This is a genomic window from Micromonospora sp. Utrum1 (assembly GCF_057197805.1).
In genome coordinates this window covers 467,224-485,702 of record NZ_CM170071.1, presented here as the reverse complement: position 1 = coordinate 485,702, position 18,479 = coordinate 467,224, and the positions used below count along the sequence as shown (strand labels likewise).

General features: G+C 74.9%; 19 protein-coding genes, 1 pseudogene and 1 riboswitch. Of the genes and pseudogenes, 15 read left to right on the top strand and 5 right to left on the bottom strand.

Annotation, left to right across the window (positions count from 1 at the left end):
* Window positions 1–97: 97 nt before the first annotated feature.
* Window positions 98–580, top strand: a complete 483-nt coding sequence (locus AC0OLQ_RS02375) for a hypothetical protein (protein ID WP_357332312.1) — start codon at window positions 98–100, stop codon at window positions 578–580.
* Here AC0OLQ_RS02375 and AC0OLQ_RS02370 read toward each other — a convergent pair.
* Window positions 553–2,937: a glycoside hydrolase family 65 protein gene (locus AC0OLQ_RS02370; protein ID WP_484530016.1), complete on the bottom strand. Its 2,385-nt coding sequence runs from the start codon at window positions 2,935–2,937 to the stop codon at window positions 553–555. The two genes, AC0OLQ_RS02375 and AC0OLQ_RS02370, sit on opposite strands and share 28 nt — an antisense overlap.
* Before the next feature lie 136 nt (window positions 2,938–3,073).
* Here AC0OLQ_RS02370 and AC0OLQ_RS02365 point away from each other — a divergent pair, with 136 nt between their 5' ends.
* On the top strand, window positions 3,074–3,703 hold the full coding sequence (locus tag AC0OLQ_RS02365; protein ID WP_484530015.1) for a phosphatase PAP2 family protein: 630 nt from the start codon (window positions 3,074–3,076) through the stop codon (window positions 3,701–3,703).
* Between the two features lie 21 nt (window positions 3,704–3,724).
* Here AC0OLQ_RS02365 and AC0OLQ_RS02360 read toward each other — a convergent pair whose 3' ends face one another.
* A complete protein-coding gene (locus tag AC0OLQ_RS02360) occupies window positions 3,725–4,399 on the bottom strand; it encodes a prepilin peptidase (RefSeq protein WP_484532247.1) in 675 nt (224 codons plus the stop codon).
* Between the two features lie 690 nt (window positions 4,400–5,089).
* Here AC0OLQ_RS02360 and AC0OLQ_RS02355 point away from each other — a divergent pair.
* The 12 genes from AC0OLQ_RS02355 to AC0OLQ_RS02300 all read left to right on the top strand — a co-directional run bounded on the left by AC0OLQ_RS02355 (window position 5,090) and on the right by AC0OLQ_RS02300 (window position 14,247).
* Window positions 5,090–5,656 carry a hypothetical protein gene (locus tag AC0OLQ_RS02355; RefSeq protein WP_484532246.1) on the top strand — a complete coding sequence of 189 codons (567 nt, stop codon included), beginning with the start codon at window positions 5,090–5,092 and terminating at the stop codon, window positions 5,654–5,656.
* The gene (locus tag AC0OLQ_RS02350; protein ID WP_484530014.1) at window positions 5,650–6,618 is read left to right on the top strand and encodes a hypothetical protein; all 969 of its coding nucleotides are present in this window, start codon (window positions 5,650–5,652) and stop codon (window positions 6,616–6,618) included. The genes AC0OLQ_RS02355 and AC0OLQ_RS02350 overlap by 7 nt, the downstream gene beginning before the upstream one ends.
* Before the next feature lie 55 nt (window positions 6,619–6,673).
* Complete coding sequence (locus tag AC0OLQ_RS02345) at window positions 6,674–7,336, top strand: SAF domain-containing protein (protein ID WP_484530013.1); 663 nt, start codon at window positions 6,674–6,676, stop codon at window positions 7,334–7,336.
* Entirely contained in the window at window positions 7,336–8,169 is an 834-nt protein-coding gene (locus tag AC0OLQ_RS02340) for a CpaE/TadZ family protein (protein WP_484530012.1), read from the top strand. The genes AC0OLQ_RS02345 and AC0OLQ_RS02340 overlap by 1 nt, the downstream gene beginning before the upstream one ends.
* A complete protein-coding gene (locus AC0OLQ_RS02335; RefSeq protein ID WP_484530011.1) occupies window positions 8,159–9,688 on the top strand; it encodes a TadA family conjugal transfer-associated ATPase in 1,530 nt (509 codons plus the stop codon). The genes AC0OLQ_RS02340 and AC0OLQ_RS02335 overlap by 11 nt, the downstream gene beginning before the upstream one ends.
* A 61-nt stretch (window positions 9,689–9,749) precedes the next feature.
* The gene (locus AC0OLQ_RS02330; protein WP_484530010.1) at window positions 9,750–10,649 is read left to right on the top strand and encodes a type II secretion system F family protein; all 900 of its coding nucleotides are present in this window, start codon (window positions 9,750–9,752) and stop codon (window positions 10,647–10,649) included.
* A 55-nt stretch (window positions 10,650–10,704) separates the two neighbouring features.
* Window positions 10,705–11,565 carry a type II secretion system F family protein gene (locus tag AC0OLQ_RS02325; protein ID WP_484532245.1) on the top strand — a complete coding sequence of 287 codons (861 nt, stop codon included), beginning with the start codon at window positions 10,705–10,707 and terminating at the stop codon, window positions 11,563–11,565.
* Window positions 11,566–11,589: 24 nt separating this feature from the next.
* Window positions 11,590–11,799, top strand: a complete 210-nt coding sequence (locus AC0OLQ_RS02320; RefSeq protein ID WP_484530009.1) for a hypothetical protein — start codon at window positions 11,590–11,592, stop codon at window positions 11,797–11,799.
* Window positions 11,799–12,287, top strand: coding sequence for a TadE family protein (locus AC0OLQ_RS02315; RefSeq protein WP_484530008.1), 489 nt, complete (start codon window positions 11,799–11,801; stop codon window positions 12,285–12,287). The genes AC0OLQ_RS02320 and AC0OLQ_RS02315 overlap by 1 nt, the downstream gene beginning before the upstream one ends.
* Window positions 12,288–12,292: 5 nt before the next feature.
* Window positions 12,293–12,760: a TadE/TadG family type IV pilus assembly protein gene (locus AC0OLQ_RS02310; RefSeq protein ID WP_484530007.1), complete on the top strand. Its 468-nt coding sequence runs from the start codon at window positions 12,293–12,295 to the stop codon at window positions 12,758–12,760.
* 53 nt (window positions 12,761–12,813) lie between these two features.
* Window positions 12,814–13,188: a hypothetical protein gene (locus AC0OLQ_RS02305; RefSeq protein ID WP_484532244.1), complete on the top strand. Its 375-nt coding sequence runs from the start codon at window positions 12,814–12,816 to the stop codon at window positions 13,186–13,188.
* A gap of 15 nt (window positions 13,189–13,203) precedes the next feature.
* A complete protein-coding gene (locus tag AC0OLQ_RS02300; protein WP_484530006.1) occupies window positions 13,204–14,247 on the top strand; it encodes a LysM peptidoglycan-binding domain-containing protein in 1,044 nt (347 codons plus the stop codon).
* 71 nt (window positions 14,248–14,318) lie between these two features.
* Here AC0OLQ_RS02300 and AC0OLQ_RS02295 read toward each other — a convergent pair whose 3' ends face one another.
* On the bottom strand, window positions 14,319–15,170 hold the full coding sequence (locus AC0OLQ_RS02295) for a Rieske (2Fe-2S) protein (RefSeq protein WP_484530005.1): 852 nt from the start codon (window positions 15,168–15,170) through the stop codon (window positions 14,319–14,321).
* A gap of 83 nt (window positions 15,171–15,253) precedes the next feature.
* Window positions 15,254–15,865 (bottom strand): annotated as a pseudogene (gene bluB / locus AC0OLQ_RS02290) (5,6-dimethylbenzimidazole synthase); the annotation flags it as partial.
* 35 nt (window positions 15,866–15,900) lie between these two features.
* Window positions 15,901–16,094: riboswitch (cobalamin riboswitch) on the bottom strand.
* Window positions 16,095–16,192: 98 nt separating this feature from the next.
* Between bluB and AC0OLQ_RS02285 the strand changes: the two are divergent.
* Entirely contained in the window at window positions 16,193–16,957 is a 765-nt protein-coding gene (locus AC0OLQ_RS02285) for a crotonase/enoyl-CoA hydratase family protein (RefSeq protein ID WP_484530004.1), read from the top strand.
* A 3-nt stretch (window positions 16,958–16,960) separates the two neighbouring features.
* On the opposite strand, the gene AC0OLQ_RS02280 is transcribed toward AC0OLQ_RS02285, so the two are convergent.
* The gene (locus tag AC0OLQ_RS02280) at window positions 16,961–18,442 is read right to left on the bottom strand and encodes a dihydrolipoyl dehydrogenase family protein (protein ID WP_484530003.1); all 1,482 of its coding nucleotides are present in this window, start codon (window positions 18,440–18,442) and stop codon (window positions 16,961–16,963) included.
* Window positions 18,443–18,479 lie beyond the last annotated feature (37 nt).

Here is an 18,479-nt window from a genome sequence, read left to right as displayed (position 1 = left end):
CTGGGCGACACACCGCTGACCCGTCGTGTCCATGATCCGGCTGCCGACGCCGTTCACCTGGTACGACGGTGGGACCAGCCGAGCCGAGGAGGTACCGATGACCAGTGGACGGGAGACCGTGGAGGTCGACCCGGTGGTGTTCCGCGCCGTCTACGACTCACCGGCCTCGCTGCCGGGCCGGCACCGCTGGACCACGCCGGAGTCGGACGTGCGCCGGCTGGAGAAGCTGCTCAACATGCCGGCGCGGAGCATCGGCGCCCCGTTGTGGGTCAGCGGCGACGAGCCGGACTGCCCGAAGTGCGGTCGCCGGGTGAACTGGTACGACATCGTCTCCTCGGCCCTGCACGGGGTGCACGACCGGGGAATGATCGCGCGGGTCATCCTCGGCGAGCGCAAGTACGTCAACACCGAGGTGCCGGCCGCGATCCCCGGCGTGCACTGCGCCGACTGCCGCACCCCGATCGAAGGGCTGCGCAGCTTCAAGTGCCACAACTGGGCGTACGCCTTCGAGGCGCTGGAGGAGATCGTCGAGCGGATGTCGGGCGTGCCGAGTCAGGCCGCGCCGCCCACGTCCGCCTGACCGCGCCGGGCCGGCCGACGACCGGGCGGTGACGGCGGCTCGGGACCGGGGTCCGGCACCGGTGGCATCGGCCGGCTGACCGGCGTCGCCCCGGTCACCCGGAGCCGTTCGCCGTGGTGCCACACCTCGACGGCGTCGGCCGGGCCGGCGTCCGGCAGCTCGTAACGGGCAGTGTCCGGGGTCAGCGTGACCCGCAGCCGGTGCCCGTGCCAGCGCAGGTGGAAGGCAAGCCGGGTGATCCGGCGGGGCAGCCGCGGGTCGAAGGAGAGCACGCCCCGGTCGTCGCGCAGCCCGCCGAAGCCCTGCGCCACCACCAGCCAGGCACCGGCCAGCGAGGCCAGGTGCAGCCCGTCGGCGGTCTTGTTGCCGAGGTCTTCAAGGTCCTGCAACGCCGTCTCGGCGAACAGGTCGTACGCCAGGTCGAGGTGGCCGACCTCGGCGGCGAGGATCGCCTGCGCGGAGGCCGACAGCGAGGAGTCGCGGACGGTCCGGGCCTCGTAGTAGGCGAAGTTGCGGGCCTTCTCGTCGGCGGTGAACTCGCCGGGGCAGCGCAGCATCGCGAGCACCAGATCGGCCTGCTTGACCACCTGCCGGCGGTACAGCTCCAGGTAGGGGAAGTGCAGCAGCAGGGGGTAGTCGTCCTCGCCGGTGTTCGCGAAGTCCCACTCGGGCTGCTCGGTGAAACCGGCCGACTGCTGGTGCACCCCGCGCTTGCCGTCGTACGGGACGTGCACCGCGTCGGCGGCGGCCCGCCAGCCGGCGACCTCGGCCGGGTCGACGCCGAGGCGGGCGGCCGCCTCCGGGAGGCGCTCGGCGGCGTCGGCCGCGCCGCGCAGGTTGCGCCGGGCCATCAGGTTGGTGAAGAGGTTGTCGTCGACCAGCGCGGAGTACTCGTCGGGTCCGGTGAGCCCGGTCAGGTGGAAGGCGCCGGTGTCGGACCAGTGGCCGTAGCGGTGCCACAGCCGGGCGGTCTCCACCAGCAGCTCGACGCCGCACTCGGCCAGGAACCCGTCGTCGCCGGTGGCCGCGACGTAGCGCAGCACCGCGTCGGCGATGTCGGCGTTGACGTGCAGCCCGGCGCTGCCCGCGGGCCAGTAGCCGGAGCACTCCCGGCCGCCGAGGGTCCGCCACGGGAAGGTCGCCCCGGCCAGGCGCAGCTCGGCGGCGCGGTCCCGGGCCTCGGGCAGGTGCGCGTGCCGCCAGCGCAGCGCCGAGCGGGCCAGCCCCGGCGCCAGGTACGTCAGCACCGGCAGCACGTAGCTCTCGGTGTCCCAGAGCACGTGCCCGTCGTAGCCGTTGCCGGTCAGCCCCTTGGCCGGGATGGTCCGGTCGCCGTCGGCCCGGCCGGATTGGATCAGGTGGAACACCGCGAACCGGACCGCCTGCTGGAGTTCCGGGTCGCCGTCCAGCTCGACGTCGGCGGTGGCCCAGGCGGCGTCGAGGGCGCTCCGCTGCGCGGCGAGCAGGGCGGCGAACCCCTCGGCCCGGGCCGCGTCCGCCTCCGCGACGACCAGGTCGGCCAGCTCGTCGGCCGGGGTGCCGTCGACGTGCGCGCACTCGTACGCGGCGAACCTGGTGATGTGGATCCGTTCCCCGGGGCGCAGCGAACCGCTGACCGCCAGCCGGAACCGGTCGGGGCTCAGTGCGGTGTCGGTGGCGACCGTCGCGGGCGCGTCGAGCTGGTGGGCGACCGCGACGGCGACCCGCTGGGCGCTGCGCTCGGTGCGGTGCAGGAGCACGCCGTCGGTGCCGTCGTGCCGGCCGGTCTCGGCCGTGAGCGGGTCGTGGATCACCTCGGCGGCGCGCGGGTCGTCGGCGCGTTCCGGCACCCGCTCGTTGGCGAGCAGGTCGGCGCCGATGCGTACCTCGACGGGGCCGTCCAGCGGCTCGACCTCCCAGTCGACCGCGGCGATCGGCCGGCGGGGCAGCGAGACCAGCCGGGTGCTGCGGACCCGGACACCCCGCCCGCCCGGCGAGATCCACTCGGTCTCCCGGCGGACCACGCCTGCGCGCAGGTCGAGCTCCCGCTCGTGCCGCCGGACCGTCCCGGTCCGCAGGTCCAACGGCTCACCGCCGACCCAGAGCCGGACCAGCGCGGCGTTGGGGGCGCTGACCACGCTGTCGCTCTGCTCGGGGAAGGCGTATCCGCCCTCGGGGTAGCTCACCTCGCGCTGCTCGTGGAACCCGTTGAGGTAGGTGCCCGGCATCTCGTACGGCTCGCCCTCGTCGAGGGTGCCGCGCCAACCCACCCAGCCGTTGCCCAGCGCGAAGATCGACTCGGTCTCGCCGAGCCGGTCCAGATCCGTCGCGGTGCGGCGGATCCGCCAGCTCTCGTCGCCCTGGGGGCTGTGCGGCACGGGTCCTCCCGAGGTCGGTACGTCGCGGCCACCGAATCAGACCCGGCTGAGAGGCGCCTGTGACTTCGGTGCCCTGACAGTCATTCCCCCACCACCCTCCGGGTGAACGGAGTATGAACAGTTGGTGAGGTGATTCATGACCGACACTGTGGTGACCGACGTCCCGGATGTCAGTACCGACTGGTACCACGACATCGTCGAGTTCGCCGACCGCACGCCGGAACCGGTCCACTGGTTCGCCCTGCACTTCACCGAGGGGGCGGTCGTCCTGCTCGGGGTCCTGCTGGTGCTGGCCGCGCTGACCCGGCTGGTCGGCGGCGACCTCCGGGGCCGGGCGCTCGCCCTGGCCGCCCCGGTCGCGGTGGTCTGCGCGTACGCCTCCAGCGAGGGGTTGAAGACCCTGATCGCCGAGGACCGGCCCTGCCGCAGCCCGGCCGACCTGGTCATCGTGGCCGGGCACTGCCCGCCGGCCGGCGACTGGTCGTTCCCGAGCAACCACGCCACCATCGCGGGCGCGCTGGCCGCCACCGCGCTGCTGCTGCACCGCCGGATCGGCCTGGTGGCCGTCCCGCTGGCCGTGCTGGCCGCGTTCTCCCGCACCTTCGTCGGCGTGCACTATCCGCACGACGTGGCCGTCGGCCTGCTGCTCGGCGCGCTGGTCGGCACCCTGCTCACGCCGGTGCTGGCCCGCCCGGTGGCCGACGTGCTGCGCCGGCGGGTCCGCCGCGCCGCCACCCGCCCGGACGTGCGACCCGCCCGGCGCTGACCCGCTCGCCGCCGGCGCCGCTCACGTCGTCAGGACGAGGGTGAGGGCGGTGCCGAGGATGAGGAACGGGCCGAAGGGCAGGTGGCTGGACCAGCGGACCCGCCGCGCCGCGAGCAGCGCGAGGCCGGCCACCGCGGAGAGGGTGACCGCGAGCACCAGACCCGCCACCAGCACCGGCCAGCCGTGCCAGCCGAGCAGCGCCCCGGCACCCAGCGCCAGCTTGGCGTCGCCGAGGCCGAACCCGCGCCGGCCGAGCAGCAGCGTGGTCGCCGCGAAGCCCGCGCCGAGCGCGAGCCCGGCCGCGGTGGCGCGCAGCCAGGGCGCGGGACCGGACCCGGCCAGCCCGGCCACCCCGAGCAGCGCCCACACCCCGGCGGCCGCCGGCCAGGTCAGCCGGTCGGGGAGCCGGTGCACCGCGGCGTCGACCAGGGCCAGCGGCACCGCCCAGGCGAGCCACCAGGCGACCGCCACCCGCGCGCCGGGCGGCCCGCCGGTGAGCGCCACCGCCGCCACCGCCGCGGCCAGCGCCACCTCGACCACCAGCGGCGCCGCGCCGACCCGCGCCCGGCAGGACGGGCAGCGGGCCGCCGGCCCGAGCGCCGGCAGCGGCCGGTCCAGGCCGATCGGCGCGCCGCAGCCGTCACACCCCGCCCGGTCCGGCAACCCCGGGGGTACGGCGTAGCGGGCGACCGCCATCCGGAGCAGCGGTATGACTGCAAGGCCGGCCAGCAGCCGGACGACCGGACGGCGCGCGGGGACCGTCGGTGCCGTGGGGCGGACCCGTTCGGCGGTCACGCCGCCTCCCTCGGACAGTCGCGCACGGTTCCACTCTGGAGCACGCAGAGTGAATTCCGCCCGACCGCCGTGTCGCGGATGGCGCGGAAAACGGCGGCCCACCCAGGGTGGGCCGGGCCGGGACCACCGGCCACCGGCGACGGAAGGCCGGGCCAGGGGTCGGGGGGACGGATCGGACCAGGGGGGCCGTTGCCGCCCAATCCGCCGCTCGACGATCCGCGCCCGGGACACCCGGGGTTACGTGCGGGTGAGCGCACTCCTGCCGTTGGCCGACCCGCCCGCGGGCCGTTCGTCATCGTCCCGACACCCACCGGCCGCCACCGCCTGTCATCACTGAGAGTGTTCGAATGAATTGCCTCTGTTGCATCGGCGGACGTCAGCCTATGCTCGCCCCTTGGGTACGACGCAACCCCCGGATCAATTGGCGTCGGAGGCCGACCGAAGACTTAACAATCCGCATTCTTTGAAGATCAGTACAGGTAAATGCAGCGGTAGCAGTTGTGGCCCGGCCGTACACATCCGGGCGTGCTTCCGCCTGCCCGGAGTGCGTTGACGGGACCACTCCGGGTCGCCACCGAGGAGGGCCCGGCGTTGCGCACACGGCAATCCCGCCGATGGGAAATCTGCCTGCTCAGCCTTGCTTTGTTGGCCGCATCCGTTGGCTGCGGCACCGAGCCGGAGGCGGCGGCCCGCCCGTTGACCGGGCGCGCCGCGGCGCCCGCCGCGCATTCCACCGCCGAGGAGGAGAAGGCCGGAAAAGCCGCGCTCGCCGCCTATTCCGGCTATCTCGACGCGTCCCGAGCAGCGAGCGCACGCAGCGATCCCGGACATCCCGCACTGGCCCGATTCGTGGCGGATCCGCTGCTGACCCGGGTGCGGATGGCAATTCGTGACGCGAAGGAGCACGGCGCGATGCGTACCGGACGACTTGTTTCCGATCCCACCGTGGTCTCGGTCAACCTGGCCGCCGATCCGCCCACCGTGGAGATCCAGGACTGCCTGGACGCCACCGGCTACCGCCTCGTCTACGCCAAGGACCGCCGGGTCGTCCCCGGCACCCGCGGCGGGCGCTACCTGGCCACCGCCACGGCGACCCGCTACCCCGACGGGCGGTGGCTGATCAGCGCCGGCGCCGGACACCAGGACCAGCCGTGTTGACCTGGGGAGGAAGGGGTGTCCCGGCCCGCCCGACCCGGGCCGGGACGCCCCGCCGGCTGCTGCTCACCGCCGCTCTGGCGCTCCTGCTGGCGCTGGCCGGCGCCCCCGCGCTGCTGCTGACCGGCGCGCCGGCCCGGGCCGGCAATCCCGGCGGCGAGTGCCCGCCCGGGCAGAACGACTGCAACGTGTGGGACGACGAGCCGGGCACCCCGGGCGGACCAGGCGGTGGCGGCGACCCCGGCGGCGGAGGTGGGGACGGCGGCGGCGCCGCGAAGTGCCAGTGGAACGGCCGGGTCATCCCCTGCTACGACAACGTGCTCGGCTGGTTCAACAACGGCGACGGCTGCTACTACAAGCTGGCCGAACCCCAGCCCGAGGCGCCCGAGGGCAAGCAGTGGTACGTGCAGACCTGCAACGGCGGTGACCTGGGCGCGCAGACCGTCGTGCTGCGCGACGGGCCGCCGCCCGGCTACGGCGCGCCGCCGGACCCGGAGGAACTGGCCCGCCGCGCGCTGGCCTCGATCTCGCTGCTGCCACCCCGGGTCGCGGTCGCGCCGAGGCGCAGCAAGGGCCCCGGCCTGGTCGGGCTGCCGGTCTGGATGTGGGCCAGCGACGGGGCGTCCTACTTCGGACCGCTGCACGCCTCCGCCTCGGACCGGGGGGTGACCGTCGAGATCACCGCCAGGGTGACCCGGATCGTCTGGACCATGGGCGACGGCACCAAGGTCACCTGCACGGGACCGGGCACGCCGTACAGCGCCGACGGCCCCCGGGCCGGCCTGACCTCGCCCGACTGCGGTTACGACGAGGGCTACGGCAGGGCCGGCACCTATCAGGTCAGCGCCACCACGTTCTGGACCGTCGAGTGGTCCGGCGGGGGCGAGAGCGGCGAGATCGCCCAGAGCCGGGTCAGCGGGACCGTCCCGGTCGAGATCAACGAACTTCAGGTGGTGACGCGGTGAGCGCGAGGAGTGAGCCGGTTTTGCGAGCCCCGCAGTCGCGAACGGAGGTGGCGCAGTGAGTGTGGCGACCCGGAACGGGACTCCGTTGGACGCGCCGGTGGCGCCGCCCAAGGTGGTCCGGCAGCGGCGGATCCGCCCCGGCCTGCTCGGCCTGGCCGTGCTGCTGATCGCCCTCGGCGGGCTGGGCTCGGCCTTCGCGGTCACCTCGGTCCGCTCCACCGGCAGCTACCTCGCGGTGGCCCGGCCGGTCGAGGTCGGCCGGCAGCTCACCGCTGACGACCTGGTCCCGGTGCGGGTCTCCGGCGGGCGGGAACTCCAGCCCGTGCCGGCCGACCGGATCAAGGAGGTGCTGGGCCTGCGGGCCGCCGTCCGACTCACCCCGGGCACGCTGCTGACCCCGGCCCAGCTCACCGACGCGTCGCTGCTCGGCCCCGGTCAGCAGCAGCTCGCGCTGGGACTGGAGCCGAGCCAGGTGCCCGCCCGCAAGCTGCACCCCGGCGACAAGGTGCTGCTGGTCAGCACCCCGGACACCAGCGCCGGCAGCGCCGGCGCGAGCCGCGGCGGCGGCACCCGGTTCGAGGCCACGGTGATCGACACCGCCGCGCCGGAGAACGACGACGTGGTGGTCTACCTGGCGCTGGCGGTCCGGGACGTGCCGGCCGTGGTGGCGCTGGCCGCGGACGACCGGATCGCGCTCGTGCTCACCGAGGCGGCCTGATGGCGATCATCGCCCTGGTCTCGGCGAAGGGCTCGCCGGGGGTCACCACGGCCGCGCTGGCCGCCGCGCTGAGCTGGCACCGGCGGCTGGTGCTGGCCGAGTGCGACCCGGCGGGCGGTTCGGTCCTCGCCGGCTACCTGGGCGGGGCGCTCGACGGCCCGCGCGGGCTCGGCGAGCTTGCCGTCGGGGAGCTGCGGGACGGCAACCTGGAGAACGCCTTCTGGTCGCAGCTCGTCGACCTGGACGCGCCGAAGCGGGAGCGGCTGCTGCTGCCGGGCGTGGTGGACCCGGCCCAGGCGGGCAGCGTCAGCCCGCTCTGGCAGCGCTTCGCCGACTTCTTCACCAGCCTGGAGAACGGCGTCCCCCCGTACGACGTGCTGGTCGACTGCGGCCGGTTGCAGGTCGGCGGTCCACCGTGGCCGGTGCTGCGGGCCGCAGCGGTGGTGCTGCTGGTCACCCGTGCGCACCTGCCCGACCTCTCCGCCACCCGCGCCACGGTCAAGGCCATCGAGCGCGACTTCGCCGAACACCGGATCCCCCCGGGCACCCTGCGCCTGCTGGTGGTCGGGGAGGGGCACGGGGGCAGCGAGATCAGCAAAGCGCTGCGGCTGCCGGTGATCGCCCGGCTGCCGCACGACCCGCGTACCGCCGGGGTGCTCGGCCACGGCGGCACCGTACGCGCCAACCGGCCGCTGATGCGCGCGGCCGGCGCGCTGGAGGTGCCGGTCCGGGCGCTGCTGGACCGGCGGCGGGCCCGGCTGGCCTGGCCGGGAGCGCCGGCCCCGCGCGCCGTGACCGCGCCGAGCACGCCGGGGGTGTCCGGTGCGGTTTGAACCGGTCTCCCACGACCCGCGCGGGCAGCAGCCCGGCGCCACCCCCACCGTGCCGCCGCTGGTCGCGCCGAACGGTCGGCACCACGTGCCCCCGCCGCCCGCCGTGCCGGTCGCCCCGCCACCCCCGCCGCCCCGTCCCCGGGTCGACTTCGCGGTGGTCCGCGAGCTGCGCCGGGAACTCAGCGAACGACTCACCCTCTGGCAGCGCGGCCGGGAGTTCGACGCTGACGCCGAGGACGTCGAGCGGGCCCGGCTGGCCGTCGCGGTGGTCTCCGCGTACGCGGACTCGGTGCGCCGGGCCGGCACGCCGATGGCCGCCGACGAGGAGCGGCTGCTGCTCGACCAGGTGACCGCCGAGCTGGTCGGCCTGGGCCGGCTCCAGACGCTGCTGGTCGACGACACCATCGAGGAGGTGCACATCCTCGGCTGCGACCAGGTGCGCATCACCCGGCACGGCGGCGGCGTCGACTGGGCCGAACCGATCGCCGACAGCGACGACGAGCTGGTGGAGATCCTCCAGGCGGCGGCCCGCCGGGCCGGGGCGACCGAGCGCTCGCTCTCCACCTCCAAGCCGACGCTCGACCTGCAACTGCCCGACGGCAGCCGGCTCGCCGCGGTCTTCCTGGTCAGCCACCGCCCGTACGCGGTGATCCGCAAGCACAACACGCTCGCGGTGAGCCTGGAGGACATCGCCGGTGGCCGGCCCGACCTGGACGAGATGATCGACCCGCTGCTGCGCGACTTCCTCCGCGCCGCCATGCGGGCCGGGTTGAACATCATGGTGGCCGGGCTGGCCGGGGCCGGGAAGACCACGGTCATCCGGGCACTGATGGACGAGATCCCGGCCGACGAGCCGTACGTGCTGCTGGAGGAGAGCCGGGAGCTCCTGCCGACCCGCCGCGGCCACAAGCACCGGGCGGTGATGAGCTTCGAGTCCCGCGAGGGGCACGGCGAGCGCGGGCTGGACGGCCGGCCCGCCGGTGAGGTCAGCATCGCCGACCTGATCCCGGTGTCGCTGCGGATGGGAGTGCTGCGGATCATCGTCGGCGAGGTGCGGTCCCGGGAGATCGTGCCGATGCTCCAGGCGATGACCACCAGCCGCGGGTCGATGTGCACCATCCACGCGCGTACCCCGGCCGGGGTGGGCGAGCGGATCATCGAGCTGGCGCTGGCCCACGGCCGGGAGATGACGGTCGACCAGGCCCGCCGGATGGCCGGCAACGCGCTGGACCTGATCGTCTACGTCACGGTCGAGGACGAGACCGCGATCGGCGGCCGCAAGCACCGCTTCGTCTCGCACGTCGAGGAGGTCATCGGCGTCGGTGAGGGCAACCGGATCACCACCACCAGTGTCTTCGGCCCGGGGCCGGACGGCCGGGCGGTGCCCCGCCACCTCCCCGAGCGGATCCGCGACCAACTGCTGCGGGTCGGCTACGACGCCCGGCTGCTGACCCGGTTCATCGAGGCCGGCACGGGCGCGTGGCGGCGGCCGAGGCACACCCGGCTGGGGCGGCGGTAGCTGTGGGCGCGAGGAGTGAGCCGGGTTTGCGGGCCCCGGAGTCGCGAACGGAGGCCAGCTCATGACGACCACCGAGCTGATCGCGCTGGTCTCCGGGGCGGCGTGCGTCGCCGGGCTGGTGCTGGCGGTGGTCGCGCTGGTCGGCACCCGCCGGCCCGCCGGAGCCACGCCGGGCGCCGGGCCGGGGCTGAGCCGCCTCTGGACCGGCTCGGGGGTCAGCCGGCAGGAGCAGCGCCGCTACCAGCTGCTGCTCGGCGCCGCGGTGGTGGTCGGCGCGCTGGCTTTCCTGCTCACCGGGCTGCCGGTGGTCGGTCTGCTGGTGGCGCTGGCGGTGCCCGGGGTGCCGTGGCTCTTCGCGGTGGGCCGGGCTGAGCAGCGGGCCATCGCCCGCATCGAGGCGGTCGGCGAGTGGACCCGGCGGCTCAAGGACATCTCCGGCACCGGACAGGGCCTCCAGCAGGCCATCATCGGCACCATCGCCACCGCGCCGGAGGAGATCCAGGAGGAGGTACGCACCTTGGCGGCCCGCCTCCAGGCCGGCTGGCTGGCGAGGTCCGCCCTGCTCGCCTTCGCCGACGAGATCGCCGACCCGGTCTGCGACCAGGTGGTGGCGGCGCTGATCCTGCACCTCACCGACCGGGGCGAACGCCTCGGCGACGTGCTCGGGTCGATCGCCACCGCCGCCTCGGCCGAGGTGGCCACCCGGCGGGAGGTCGAGGCGAAGCGGACGCAGCCCCGGTTCGCGGTCCGCTTCCTCACCGGGATGACGCTGGCCACGCTCGCGTACGGGCTGGTCAACAGCGACTACGTCCGGCCGTACGGGACGGTCTTCGGGCAGCTGGTCATGGCGGTGCTCGGGGCGGCCTTCGTCGGGCTGCTGGTCTGGGTGCGCTCGATGAGCCAGCCGCCCCGCCCGGCGCGCTTCCTGCCAGCGCCCGACCCGGAGGAGGCGATCGCGTGAGTGCGAGGAGTGAACTCGCGAGCTCCGCAGTCGCGAACGGAAGGCGGGCACGATGATGCTCAACTGGCAGTTGACGGTCGCCATGCTGGGCGGGGCGGCGGTCGGGCTCGGCCTGTTCCTGGTGGTCCGCGAGGCGCTGCCGGCCACCCCGGCGCTCGGCCCGGCGTTGCGCCGGCTGCACCAGCCGCCCGGCCGGGCCCCGGTGGCCGGGCGCGGGCCGGACTGGCTCGGCGGCGTCTCCCGCTGGCTGCGCCCGCCGCACCGGCAGCTCGCCCTGCTCGACCGGACCCCCGAGCAGTACGCCCTGTCGGTGCTGCTCTCGGCGCTGGTCGGGTTCGCCACCCCGGCGGTCGCGTCGGCCGTGCTCTTCCTGGGCGGGGTGGCGCTGCCGCTGGTCGTACCGGTGCTGGGGAGCCTGGGGCTGGCGCTGGTCGCCGGCCTGCTCGCGCACCGGGCGGTGCTGGCCAGAGCGGACGCCGCGCGGGACGAGTTCCGCCAGGCGGTCTGCACCTACCTGGACCTCGTGGCGTTGCAGCTCTCCGCGGCGCACGGCCCGGTGCAGTCGCTGGAACGGGCGGCGGCGGTCTGTGACGGCTGGGTGTTCGACCGCATCCGGGAGGCGCTGCGGATCGCCCAGCTCCAGATGCACTCGCCCTGGGACGAACTCCAGGAGCTGGCCGACCGGATCGGCATTCCGGAGCTGGGCGACGTGGGGGCCATCATGCGCTCCTCCGGCAGCGAGGGCGCCCAGGTGCACGAGACCCTGCGCAGTCGCGCCGACTCGCTGCGCGACCAGATCCGGACCGACAACCTGGCCCGGGCCGAGGGGGTGACCAGCCGACTGGACATCCCCGGCTCGCTGCTGGTCTTCGTCCTGCTCGGCTTCGCCGTCTATCCGTTACTCGCCCGTCTGTGAACCCACCCCGAGAAGGAGAAGACCGTGCACCTCTACACCTACCTGTACGCCGCTGTGAGCAGCCGCCTGGCCGAGCTGCGGCGGGACACCGAGCGGGGCGACAGCCCGGTGCCGACCGCCGTGATCATCTTCGGCCTGGTCGCGGTGGCCATGGCGGTCACCGGGCTCGCCCTGGCCAAGGCCAACAACTGGATGAACGCCATCCCGAACAACACGGCGCCGAAGGCCCCGTGATGCCCCGCCCCGCCCGCACCGACCGGAGCCGGCTGGCACCCGCCGGCCGGCCCACCGGCCGTGGCGGCCCGGGGCGGATCACCACCGTCCTCCGGGACCGGCTCGCCGCGGGCGGGCCCGAGCGGGGGGCCAACCCGGTCGAGCTGGCGGTGGTGATGCCGGCGATCCTGGTGCTGCTCTTCGCCTCGATCCAGCTCGCCGTCTGGTTCGTGGCCCGGTCCACCGCCCTCAACGCGGCACAGACCGGGGTGAACGCCCAGCGGGCGCTCGAGGCCCCGCCGGACGCGGGCCGGGATCGGGCCAGCACCTTTCTGCGCGCCGCCGGGGACTGGCTGGTCGACTGGCAGACCCCCGGCCCCACCTGCGCGGCGACCGCCACCGAGGTCACCTGCACGGTCAGCGGGCGCTCCCTGTCGGTGATTCCGGGCGTGCACTTCGCGGTCTCGCAGAGCGCGCACGGCCCGGTCGAACGCTGGACGACGGGGTGAGGCCGATGGCGCGGCAGCGGGACCGGGGTTCCGTCTCCATCGAGGTGGCGGTGCTCGCCCCCGCCTTCATCGGGTTGATGGTGCTGGCCGGGGTGGCCGGCCGGACGGCCGTCGCCGACGAGGCGGTGGAGTCGGCCGCGCACGACGCCGCCCGGGCCGCCTCGATCGCCCGGGACGCGGACACCGGCGAGACCGAGGCCACCGACGCGGCCCGGCGCCAGCTCGACTGGTCGGGGCTGCGCTGCACCGCCCCGCCGGCGCTGGGCTTCCACGGCTCGGTGGGCGGCAGGGCGACCAGCTTCGTGGCCGCGTACCGCAGCGCGCCCGGGGTGCCGTCGACGGTCACCGTCACGGTGACCTGCACCGTCTCCTTCGACGATCTGCGGGCACCCGGGCTGCCCGGGGTGCCGGGTGGCAAGACCGTCTCGGCGAGCTTCACCTCCCCGCTGGACATCTACCGGAGCCGCCGGTGACCGGGCGACGCGCGTCGGAGAGCGGCCGGGTGAGCCTCTTCCTGGCCGTGGCCATGACCGGCGTACTCGTGATCATCAGCCTGGCGTACGACGGCGCCGGGCAGCTCCGCTCGTTGCAGCGCGCCGACAACCTGGCCGCCGAGGCGGCCCGCAGCGGCGGCCAGATGATCGACCGGGCCCGCGCCATCGAGGGCGGCCCGAAGCAGATCGACGAGGTGGCCGCCCGCAAGGCCGTCGCCGACTACCTGAGCGCCGCCGGTGGGGTCCGCGACCACGACGTCGACTTCCCGGTGGTCGCCGGCGAGCGGCAGATCCAGGTACGCGTCCGCATCACCTACCGCCGGGACCTGCTCGGCCTCTTCGGCTTCCGGAACACCGCCACCGTCACCGGTGAGGCCACCGCGCGGGCGCTCACCGGAGCCCCGTAGGAAGGGAAGGCAGCCATGGGTGCATCGCAACGCTCGGCCGTCCGGCGGACCGGCCAGGTCCTCACCGGACTCGGCGCCCTCGCCGTGCTCTGCGCGGTGCTGTTCGGGGGGCCGATCGCCCTGCTGGCCTTCGCCGGCAACCCCCTCCCCGACCACCTGCCCACCCTGGCCGAGGTGGGTACGGCGTTGACCAGCCGCGACGACGGGCAGCTCTTCCTGCGCGCGCTCGCCGTGGTGGGCTGGTTCGGGTGGGCGACGTTCGCCTTCTCCGTACTGGTGGAACTCCTCGCGGCGACGCTGCGCCGGCCGGCGCCCCGGCTGCCCGGGATGCGCCGCCAGCAGCGGGCCGCCGCCGCGCTGGTCGGCTCGGTGGCGCTGATCCTGGCGGCCGGCCCGGCCGCGGCGAGCGCCGCCACCCTGGCCGCGCCGCAGCCGGTCGCCGCGGCACCGGCGGTGGTCGCCCCGCAGGCCGGCCCCGCGCTCGCCGCGCCGGTCCGGGCCGCCTCGGTGACCACCGACCCGGCGGTGTACCGGGTGGCGAAGGGCGACTACCTGGGCGGGGTGGCCGAGCGCTACCTGGACGACTTCGACCGCTACCGCGAGGTGGCCCGGCTCAACCGGCTCGCCGACCCGGACCGGATCCGCCCGGGGCAACTGCTCAAGCTGCCCGAGGGGGCGGTGGACGCCGGTGCCCGCCGGCACGCCACCGGCCGGCTCGTGGCCACCCCGGCCAGCCCGTCCCGCCCGGCTCCCGGCTCGGTGGCGAGGCCGGGCGGCGGCGCGTCCTCGACGCCGAAGGGCAGTCCTTCCCCGCACCCGTCCGCACGGGACACCACGCCCACGGTGGAGGCGCCGGCCGGGCAGGCGCCGGCCATGTCGGCGGGGGCCTCCCGGGCCACCGTCGACGACGGGATCAACCGCCCGCTGGCCATCTCTGCGGTGCTGGCGGTGGCGAGCATCGTGGGCGCCCAGATCGGTGCCGTCCTGGGCCTCCGCCGCCGCACCGTGCCCCGCACGACGGTCCGCGACCTGATGGTGGGCCGCCACCGCAAGGACTGACGCCAGCGACGACGATCTTGGACGGAAACGGCCCCCGGAGGGGCCGATTCCGTCCAAGATCCTGCCGTGGGTCAGGGAAGGCGGGCTTCGAGGCGGCCGTTGACGACGCGGGTGGGAAGGACGACCTGGTCGTTGCCGGAGGGGCCGTGGACGACCTCGCCGCCGTTGAGGCGGAAGGTGCTGCCGTGCCAGGGGCAGACCACGCAGGCGTGGCCGTCGATCTCCTGCACCTCGCCCTCGCCGAGCGGGCCGCTCTGGTGCGGGCAGCGCTCCAGCATCACCGTGACGTCCTCGCCGTGCCGGTAGAGGATCACCGAGACGTCGTCGATCTCCCGGGTGACGAGCTGCCGCTGCGGCAGGGTCGACATGTCGCCGAGCGGGTGCCAGCCCTCGCTGACCAGATGCAGCTCGGAGATGCTCTGGCTGACCTGCGCCCCCTGCTTGTAAGCGAGGTGCCCACCCAGGTACGCCCCGGTGCTCGCCGCCGACAGCCCCAGGTAGGCCAGCGCCCGACCCAGGTTGTGCCGCCCGTTGAGCCGGGCCGCCAGCGAGCTGGCGTAGAGGGTCACGCCGATGGTGTTCGCGGCGGCGTGCACGAGACCGATCCGGCGCTGGTCGCGGGAGAGGGCGGCCCAGTCGTTGAGCCCGGCTACCGCCGCCGGCAACGCGCTGGCCGTACCGACCCCGACCAGCGCGGTCGCCGCCCGGCGCTGGCCGGGCATCAGGTCCACGATGGCGGCCGAGATCCAGGCGCCGACCGGCACCTGCACCATCGCCGGGTGCAGCGGGTGCCCCAGCCAGACGCCGTGCAGCAGGTCCCGGACCCGCTGGGCGCGCAGGGTGCCCTGGACGACGCGCTGCAACCGGTCACCGACCCGGTCGAGCCGGGCGTTCTGTTCGATCTTCGTCAATAGTTCGCGCACGTGGTCCGACTTCCCGGCAGGAGAGGTCCCAAACCGGGCGGCGACAACGGATCACCCCATCGGGTGGTTCCCGTCCGCCCGCACCAGCGGTCGGCGTGCACGGCGGCGGCCAGCGGTCGGGGCGTACGCCAGCCGTGCCGGACCAGGTCGGGGACGGTCTGGAGGTGGCTGACCGGACCCACGCAGAGCCAGGCGACCGGCCGGATGCCGGGCGGGATGCCGAGCAGGTCGGCCAGGAACGGCTCGCGGTAGAAGGAGACCCAGCCGACGCCGAGCCCCTCCGCGGTGGCGGCCAGCCAGAGGTTCTGGATGGCCAGGCAGACCGAGTAGAGGCCGGCGTCGGCGATGGCGTGCCGGCCGAGCACCGCCGGCCCACCCCGCTGCGGGTCGTAGGTCACCACGACCGACAGGGTCGACTCCAGCACCCCGTCGATCTTGATGCGGGCGAACCGCTCGGCCGCCGCGCCGTCCAGCGTGGCGGCGAACGTGTCCCGCTCGACCTGGACGTGCGCGTGGAACCGGCGCCGGGTCTCCGGGTCGCGGACCAGGACGAAGTCCCAGGGCTGCGAGTTGCCGACGCTCGGTGCGGCGTGCGCGGCGGTGAGGATCCGCTCCAGGGCGTCGTCCGGCACCGGCTCCCCGGTGAACTCGGCGCGTACGTCGCGACGGCGGTGGATGACGTCGTACAGGTCCACAGGCAGGCTCCCGCTGCACTCGGCCCACACTCCGGTGGGCGACTGAACGCGAGGCCGGTCTTCGGACTCCCGGATCGACGCCTGACCGTCCGCCTTCCCGGCCGTACGGCCAGTGGCTGCGCGTGACGCGCGTGGACGGGGACTCCCCGGTCACCGCGGCGGGCCCGTGCCGGATTTCCACCGGCTTCCCGATTCTCCCCGCGCACGCGGGGCACCTCACATGATCGTTGCCGCCGCCGATGCTAGCGCCGCCGCCGCGCCGGCCGGCGGCCGGCACGCGAGCGGGGATCCTGGCGCGGCGGGCGCCGTCGAGGGCATGCTGAGCCGATGGGGGTACGCGTCGAGCACACCGGGCCGGTGACCACGGTGATCCTGGACCGGCCGGAGGCCCGTAACGCCGTCGACGGCCCGACCGCCCGGGCCCTGGCCGACGCCTTCCGGTTCTTCGAGGCGGATCCGGACGCGGCGGTCGCCGTGCTGTGGGGCGCGGGCGGCACCTTCTGCGCCGGCGCCGACCTCAAGGCCATCGGCACGCCGCGCGGCAACCGCGTCGAACCCGAGGGCGACGGCCCGATGGGCCCGACCCGGATGCGCCTGTCCAAGCCCGTGCTCGCCGCGATCTCCGGGTACGCCGTTGCCGGCGGCCTGGAGCTGGCGCTCTGGTGCGACCTGCGGATCGCCGAGTCGGACGCGGTGCTCGGAGTCTTCTGCCGGCGCTGGGGCGTGCCGCTGATCGACGGCGGGACGGTGCGGCTGCCCCGGCTGATCGGCGAGAGCCGGGCCATGGACCTGATCCTCACCGGCCGCCCGGTCCCGGCCGACGAGGCGTACGCGATGGGTCTGGTGAACCGGCTGGTCGCGCCGGGTGCGGCCCGGGCGGAGGCCGAGCGGCTGGCCGCGGAGATAGCCCGGCACCCGCAGACCTGCCTCCGCAACGACCGGGCCGCGCTGCTGACCAACGCCGGCCTCCCCGAGCCGGAGGCGATGGCCACCGAACTCGCCTTCGGGATGGAGTCCCTGGTCACCGACGCGATGAAGGGCGCGGCCCGGTTCACGGCCGGCGCCGGCCGGCACGGCGCGCCGGCCGGGTGAGGCTCACCTCAGGTTGCGCAGGGCGTCCTCGATGGCGCGGTGGAAGGTCGGGTACGCGTAGATCATGTGCCGGAGCTGGCTGAGCGGGACGGCCGCGTGCACCGCCACGACGAGCGCGGAAAGCACCTCGCCACCGGCCGGGCCGACCGAGGTGGCGCCGATCAGCACGCCCTGGTCGGCGTCGGCGACCAGCTTGATGAAGCCGGCGTTGCCGGCCTTGTGGATCCAGCCGCGGGTGGAGGAGGTCAGGTCGGTGTAGCCGATCTGGACGTTGATGCCGCGGTCGCGGGCCTGCCGCTCGGTGAGGCCGACCGCGCCCACCTCGGGATCGGTGAAGGTGACCCGGGGCAGCGCCCGGTAGTCGGCGACCGGCACGCTGCCCGGCGCGACGGTCGATCCCGTGCTCATCGCCCCGCCGACCGCGCTGACCGCGCCGGCCGCGCCGCCCATGACGCTGGCGGTGCCGCTGGGGTCCGGGCCGCCCTTGGTACGCCCCATGTGGTCGAGCAGGTCGGCGACGACGATGCCCGCCTGGTACATGGCGATGTGCGTGAACGCGCCCTCGCCGGTGAGGTCGCCGACCGCCCAGATCCCCTCGGTGACGTGCATCCGCTCGTCCACCGGCAGGTAGCGCTGCTTGGCGTCCACCTGCACGGTCTCCAGGCCCAACTCCTCCAGGTGCGCCCGGCGGCCGGTCGCCACGAGCAGCTTCTCGCTGCCGAACGTGCGGCCGCCGCCATGGACGGTGAAGCTCGCGCCGTCGTGCTCGACCCGCTCGGCCTTGACCCCGGTGTGGATCTCCACCCCGTCGGCGCGCAGCGCCGTGGCGGCGATCTCGGACGCCTCCGGTTCCTCGAGGGCGAGCACCCGGTCGGCCGCCTCGACCACGGTCACCCGGACACCGAACCGGGCGAACACCTGGGCCAGCTCCAGCCCGATCGCGCCGCCGCCCAGCACCAGCAGCGACTCCGGCAGCTCCTCGACCTCGATGGCCTGGTGGTTGGTCCAGTACGGGGTGTCGGCCAGCCCGTCGATCGGCGGGACCGAGGGGCGGGTGCCGGTGCCGAGGACCACTCCGTACCGGGCCTCGAACACCTGCTCGCCGACGCGTACCCGGTTCCGGCCGTCGAGCCGGCCGGTGCCCCGGACGAACCGGCCGCCCTTGCCGGTGAACCGGTCCACCGCGACCTTGTCGTCCCAGGTGTCGGTGGCCTCCTCGCGGATCCGCCGGGCGACCGGCGCCCAGTCGGGTCGTACCTCGGCGCTGCCGGCAAGTTCGTTGACCCGGTGCGCCTCCGCGAGGGAGTTGGCCGCCCGGATCATGATCTTGCTCGGGATACAGCCCCAGTAGGGGCACTCGCCGCCGACCAGGTCCCGCTCGATCCCGACGACGGTGAGGCCGGCCTCGGCGAGTCGCCCGGCCACCTCCTCGCCGCCGACCCCGAGCCCGACCACGACCACATCCACCAGTTCCGGCTCCGCCATCCCGCCAGCATTCCGCACCGCCGGGACGTTCGGCCAC

Bases quoted from the DNA above. Each gene is read 5' to 3' on its own strand.
- AC0OLQ_RS02300 (WP_484530006.1), top strand. From the start codon at position 13,204: ATGGGTGCATCGCAACGCTCGGCCGTCCGGCGGACCGGCCAGGTCCTC.
- AC0OLQ_RS02280 (WP_484530003.1), bottom strand. From the start codon at position 18,442: ATGGCGGAGCCGGAACTGGTGGATGTGGTCGTGGTCGGGCTCGGGGTC.
- AC0OLQ_RS02285 (WP_484530004.1), top strand. From the start codon at position 16,193: ATGGGGGTACGCGTCGAGCACACCGGGCCGGTGACCACGGTGATCCTG.
- AC0OLQ_RS02375 (WP_357332312.1), top strand. From the start codon at position 98: ATGACCAGTGGACGGGAGACCGTGGAGGTCGACCCGGTGGTGTTCCGC.
- AC0OLQ_RS02340 (WP_484530012.1), top strand. From the start codon at position 7,336: ATGGCGATCATCGCCCTGGTCTCGGCGAAGGGCTCGCCGGGGGTCACC.
- AC0OLQ_RS02310 (WP_484530007.1), top strand. From the start codon at position 12,293: ATGGCGCGGCAGCGGGACCGGGGTTCCGTCTCCATCGAGGTGGCGGTG.
- AC0OLQ_RS02325 (WP_484532245.1), top strand. From the start codon at position 10,705: ATGCTCAACTGGCAGTTGACGGTCGCCATGCTGGGCGGGGCGGCGGTC.
- AC0OLQ_RS02305 (WP_484532244.1), top strand. From the start codon at position 12,814: ATGACCGGCGTACTCGTGATCATCAGCCTGGCGTACGACGGCGCCGGG.
- AC0OLQ_RS02315 (WP_484530008.1), top strand. From the start codon at position 11,799: ATGCCCCGCCCCGCCCGCACCGACCGGAGCCGGCTGGCACCCGCCGGC.
- AC0OLQ_RS02360 (WP_484532247.1), bottom strand. From the start codon at position 4,399: ATGGCGGTCGCCCGCTACGCCGTACCCCCGGGGTTGCCGGACCGGGCG.
- AC0OLQ_RS02365 (WP_484530015.1), top strand. From the start codon at position 3,074: ATGACCGACACTGTGGTGACCGACGTCCCGGATGTCAGTACCGACTGG.
- AC0OLQ_RS02330 (WP_484530010.1), top strand. From the start codon at position 9,750: ATGACGACCACCGAGCTGATCGCGCTGGTCTCCGGGGCGGCGTGCGTC.